The organism is Actinomyces urogenitalis DSM 15434 (assembly GCF_000159035.1).
In the GTDB taxonomy this organism is placed as follows: domain Bacteria; phylum Actinomycetota; class Actinomycetes; order Actinomycetales; family Actinomycetaceae; genus Actinomyces; species Actinomyces urogenitalis.
The window spans coordinates 523,284-527,856 of the sequence record NZ_DS999574.1 but is presented as its reverse complement, the minus strand read 5'-3'; the positions used below and the strand labels follow the sequence as shown (position 1 = coordinate 527,856).

The window sequence follows — 4,573 nt, the reverse complement described above, 5'->3', positions numbered from 1 at the left end:
CGGCCAGCCGCGCCGCCCGCCGTCGTTCGCGCTCGCGCTGAACCTCCGCCGAGACCGGCAGCCGCCACGAGCGCCAGTACGCCAGCAGGCACATCCCCGCACCCACAGCCGTCGCCGCCACCATGGCCCAGGTCGCCGGGATCCCGACCACCACCAGCGCCACCTCGGTCCCCGCCGAGCACAATGCCGGGATCGCATAGAGCTTGTTCCCGCCGAAGACCGCCGGGGTCTCCCCCACGGAGATGTCGCGGATCATCGAGCCGCCCACCGCCGTCAGGCACCCCAGCAGCAGCGCGGGCATGACGCCGAGCCCGTTGACCAAGGCCTTCGAGGCACCGGTGGCTGCCCACGTCCCCAGCACCACAGCGTCAGCCACCACGAGGAAACGCCTGGCCGGCCGCGAGCTGAAGGGCAGCCACCACGCGATCAGCGCACCCGCGCAGGCGGTGTAGAGGTAGTAGGGGTCGGTCAGCGCGAAGGGTGGGCCAGCCTGGATCATGAGGTCGCGCAGGATCCCGCCGCCGGTGGCCGTGAGCATCGCCAGTACCACGAAGCCCACGAGGTCATAGTTCTTGCGGCGCGCGATGAGCCCGCCCAGGATCCCGTTGAGGAGGACGCCGGACAGGTCGAGCGCACGGAAGGTGCTCGACAACGCCTCGGGAACCGGCATCTCGACGGCGGCGTGAAGAACTGGGGCGAGCACGACGACAGCCTAGCGGGGCCTGGACGGGGTCGCCGACGCCGTCGGCCATGCCCCGGGCCCAGGCTCACCCGCAGCACGAAACCACCTTGCGGCCCACCGAAAACACGATTCGCCCCGCAGCCCCGGCCGCGCGCACACTGGAACCCATGTCCTCACCGCGCTACGCCCCGCCCAAGGACCTGTCCGCCTACGCGTGGCTGTCCATCGCGGCGGCCCTGGGCACCATCGCCCTGAAGTCCGGGGCTGCGTGGATGACAGGCTCGGTGGGTCTGCTCTCTGACGCCGCCGAGTCCCTGGTCAACCTGGTGGCGGCGGTCGTGGCGCTCATCGTGCTGCGCGTCTCGATCCGGCCCGCTGACGAGGACCACCAGTTCGGCCACTCCAAGGCGGAGTACTTCTCGGCGGTCGTCGAGGGCGCCATGATCTTCGTGGCCGCGGTCTTCATCATCTTCTCCGCGATTGAACGCCTCATCACCCCCACCATGCCCGAGCAGCTCGGAGCGGGTCTGGCGATCTCCGTGGTCGCCTCCCTCATCAACGGGGGCGTGGCCTGGGTGCTCTACCGCAAGGGCACGGTGGAGAACTCCGCAACGCTGGTGGCCGACGCCAAGCACCTGGCCACCGACGTCCTGACGAGCGCCGCGGTGCTCATCGGCGTGGGGCTCGTGGCGATTACCGGCCAGCCGATGCTCGACGCCGTCGTCGCACTGGGGGCGGGCCTGAACATCATGTGGACCGGCTTCCGCCTGGTTCGTGAGTCCGTCGCCGGCCTGATGGACATCGCCCCCTCGGCGGAGGCGCTGGCCCGGATCAAGGCCGTGCTCGACCGCCACCGCCGCACCGGCGTCATCGACTTCCACGCCGTGCGCGTGCGCGAAGCCGGCAACCGCCGCTTCGCCGAGCTGCACGTCCTGGTCCCGGGCACGTGGAGCGTCAAGCAGGGGCACGACTTCACTGAGCGGCTCATCGACGACCTCGTCGCCGAGGACCCGAGCCTGCGCGTGTCCGCCCACCTGGAGCCGATCGAGGATCCCAAGTCCTACGCCGACGTCGACGACGTCTGACCGCCCGGCACCGTCATCTGAAACGTGGTTTCCTGCGTGAGACCGGGGGTTACACCGTGTGTATGCCCCGGTCCTGCACAGGAAACCACGATCTAGATGGAGGGCAGCCCGCGGCTCAGACCGCCCGCCGCTCAGCCGGCTTCGCGCGCCACGAGCCTGGCCAGCGGACCATCCTCCTCGGCCAGCAGCCGGTCCGGCGTCCCGGCCTGCACCACGCGCCCGCCATCAAGCACGACGACGTGGTCCGACTCCCCGATCCGCTCCAGCCGGTGCGTCACCTCGACCACGGTGGTCCCGTGCCGACGCGCCCACGCCCGCACGCTCTGGCGCACCCGGGCGTCCAGCGCCGGATCCAGGTGCGAGGTGAACTCGTCGAGCACGAGCACGCCCGGCTCAGCCAGCAGCGCCCGCGCCAGGGCCAGACGCTGCCGCTGCCCGCCAGACACGCTAGCGCCGCGCTCCCCCAGGGGCGCCTCGTAACCGCCCGGCATCGCCATGACCTCCTCGTGGACGCAGGCCACCCGGCACGCCTGCTCCACCTGGTCCAGCGTGGCCGACGGCGCCGCGAGCCTGACGTTGTCCGCCACGCTCCCGCGCAGCAGCGCCTCCTCCTGCCCCACGAGCGCCACCTCGCGGCGCAGGGAGTCGGCCGACACCTCGGGCAGGGCCACCCCGTCCACGCGCACCGCCCCCGACTGCGGGTCGTCAAAGCGCAGGGCCAGGTGCGCCACGGTGGTCTTGCCTGATCCTGAGGCACCCACCAGGCTCGTCCACGCTCCCGCCTGCGCCGTCAGGCTCACGTCATGCAGCACCGGGCGGCGCCCGCCGGGATAGGCGTAGGTAACCGACTCCCAGCGCAGCTCATGCGCGCCACGCCTCAGCTCGCCGTCGCCGTCGGCCAGCTCCGGGGCCGCGGTGACGACGGCGTGGACCCGCTCAGCCGCAGCCAGCGCACCAGACAGGGCGCCAGCCAGGTCCTCCACCCCGCGCACCGTCTCCCCCAGGCGCGCGACGGCGGCTGCCGCAGCGGCGAGCGCCGCCAGGCCGACGCTCCCGTCGAGCACCGCCTGGGCCCCCACGAGCAGCACGAGCACCGGCGCGAGCAGGACGAGGAGCTGGACCGCCAGCCGCCGTGCGGACACGGTGAGGATGAGGGGCCGGGCGGCTGGGCGACGTCGTCGTCATGCTCGGCCGTAGCGGCCAGGCGCTCAGCCACGCGACCGTAGCCGACGATCTCGCGCACGCCCTGAACGGAGTCCGTCACGTGCTGGGTCAGCTCAGCGCGGGCGACGACGGCGCGGCGCGAGGCCGCCCGGCTGGCGCCCCAGCCCAGCGTGGGGACGAGGACGGCGGCGATGAGCACGGTCAGCGCCGCAGCACCGGCCACCGCCAAGGTGGTGGTGACGCCAGCTGCCGTGAGCACCACGACGGGAACCACCACGGCGCTCACCGCCGGGGCGAAGGTGTGGGCGTAGAAGGTCTCGATGCGGTCGACGTCCTTGGTGGCGCGGGCCAGCAGGTCGCCCGTGCGCGCAGTGATCATGACCCGTGGCGCGCGCGGGGCCAGGGCCGTGAAGAGTCGGGCGCGCAGGATCTCCAGGCACTGGAAGGCCACAAGGTGACCGAGGTACTGCTCGCCGTAGCGGAAGGCTGCCTTGAGCACGGCGAGCACTGCCATGCCGGCCACCGGCTGCCACAGGCGAGGGGCCCGGCCGGCGAGCACGTCCTGGGCAGCGTCGACCACGCCCCAGGCCGCGAGCGCGACGAGCCCGACTCCCAGCAGCTGGGCGATCACACGGCAGGCCGCCGAGGCAGCCAGGGGCGAGAGCACGGGTCGGGTGGCACGCACCAACCAGGCCACGAGCGCACGCGTGGTCGGGCGTGTGGTCGCGCGCGGGGGCTGCTGGGTCTGGGGCTGGCCCTGGGTCTGGGGCAGGATCTGGGGAGCGGCGTCACGCGAGGTGGAAGGCTGCGGGGCCGTCTCCGGCGCGGCGCTGGACGAGGCGTTCTCCGGGGTCCTCCCCGGGGTGGCTGACCTGCTCATCGCAGACCCCCGTTCTCAACCGTGACCACGCGGTCGCAGGCCGTCAGCGCCCCGGCACGGTGGGAGACGGTGACGACGGTGCGTCCCTCAGCCAGGCGCTCGATCGCCTCAACGATCTGGGCCTCACTGGCGAGGTCGACCTGGCTGGTGGGCTCGTCCAGAAGCAGCAGTGGCCGGTCAGCCAGGAAGGCGCGCGCCAGTGACAGGCGCTGGGCCTGCCCGCCTGACAGGCTCATCCCCCGCTCGCCTACCGCGGTCTCCAGGCCCTGCGACATCGCGCGGACTTCGTCGGCGAGGTTCGCCGCCTCCAGCGCCCACCACATCCGCTCAGGTGTGGCATCAGGATCGGCCAGGCGCAGGTTGTCCGCGATGGTGCCGGTGAACAACCAGGTGGACTGGGTGACCAGGGCGCTGGCTCCCCGCACCTCATCCGCCGTGGCGGCGCTGGAGCGCGTGCCGTTGATGCTCACGGTGCCGCTGGTGGGTAGGAGGTCGCCGGCCAGGAGGGCCAGCAGGGTTGACTTGCCCGCGCCCGAGGGCCCGACGACGGCTAGGCGCCGCCCGGCGGGAACCTCCAGGTCGACGTCGGTCAGCACCGGGCGGAGGCGGTGCTCCTGAACTCGTCGCTCGGAGCTTCCATTCGCGGTCCGGTGGCCTGGGCCAGCAGGCCGAGCACTCGGGTGCCCCTCGGCCTGCTGGCCCGAGTGGTCGCCGCGACGCCCTCCAGGCTGGCCGCCGGGGTGGCGGCCAGGCTGGCCGCCC

Annotated in this window: 5 protein-coding genes; 1 reads left to right on the top strand and 4 read right to left on the bottom strand. The window is 72.8% G+C overall.

Going from position 1 to position 4,573, the window contains the following annotated elements; genetic code table 11:
- A partial coding sequence (locus tag HMPREF0058_RS02240; protein WP_006548044.1) for a trimeric intracellular cation channel family protein occupies nt 1-670 on the bottom strand: 670 nt, incomplete at its 3' end.
- Nucleotides 671-849: 179 nt separating this feature from the next.
- Here HMPREF0058_RS02240 and HMPREF0058_RS02235 point away from each other — a divergent pair.
- Nucleotides 850-1,767, top strand: coding sequence for a cation diffusion facilitator family transporter (locus tag HMPREF0058_RS02235; protein WP_006548043.1), 918 nt, complete (start codon nt 850-852; stop codon nt 1,765-1,767).
- A 131-nt stretch (nt 1,768-1,898) separates the two neighbouring features.
- Here HMPREF0058_RS02235 and HMPREF0058_RS13125 read toward each other — a convergent pair whose 3' ends face one another.
- From HMPREF0058_RS13125 to HMPREF0058_RS02225, 3 genes are read right to left on the bottom strand one after another with little or no spacing between them, the layout of a single operon-like run.
- Nucleotides 1,899-2,750 (bottom strand): ATP-binding cassette domain-containing protein, encoded by an 852-nt coding sequence (locus HMPREF0058_RS13125; RefSeq protein ID WP_248596990.1) that lies wholly within the window; start codon nt 2,748-2,750, stop codon nt 1,899-1,901.
- Nucleotides 2,645-3,811 carry an ABC transporter transmembrane domain-containing protein gene (locus HMPREF0058_RS13120; RefSeq protein ID WP_006548041.1) on the bottom strand — a complete coding sequence of 389 codons (1,167 nt, stop codon included), beginning with the start codon at nt 3,809-3,811 and terminating at the stop codon, nt 2,645-2,647. The genes HMPREF0058_RS13125 and HMPREF0058_RS13120 overlap by 106 nt, the downstream gene beginning before the upstream one ends.
- On the bottom strand, nt 3,808-4,407 hold the full coding sequence (locus HMPREF0058_RS02225; RefSeq protein ID WP_006548040.1) for an ATP-binding cassette domain-containing protein: 600 nt from the start codon (nt 4,405-4,407) through the stop codon (nt 3,808-3,810). Before HMPREF0058_RS02225 ends, HMPREF0058_RS13120 begins: the two co-directional genes overlap by 4 nt.
- Nucleotides 4,408-4,573: the final 166 nt, after the last annotated feature.

Excerpts from the sequence above, each read along its gene's own strand:
- HMPREF0058_RS02235 (WP_006548043.1), top strand. The coding sequence starts at position 850 with ATGTCCTCACCGCGCTACGCCCCGCCCAAGGACCTGTCCGCCTACGCG.
- HMPREF0058_RS13120 (WP_006548041.1), bottom strand. The coding sequence starts at position 3,811 with ATGAGCAGGTCAGCCACCCCGGGGAGGACCCCGGAGAACGCCTCGTCC.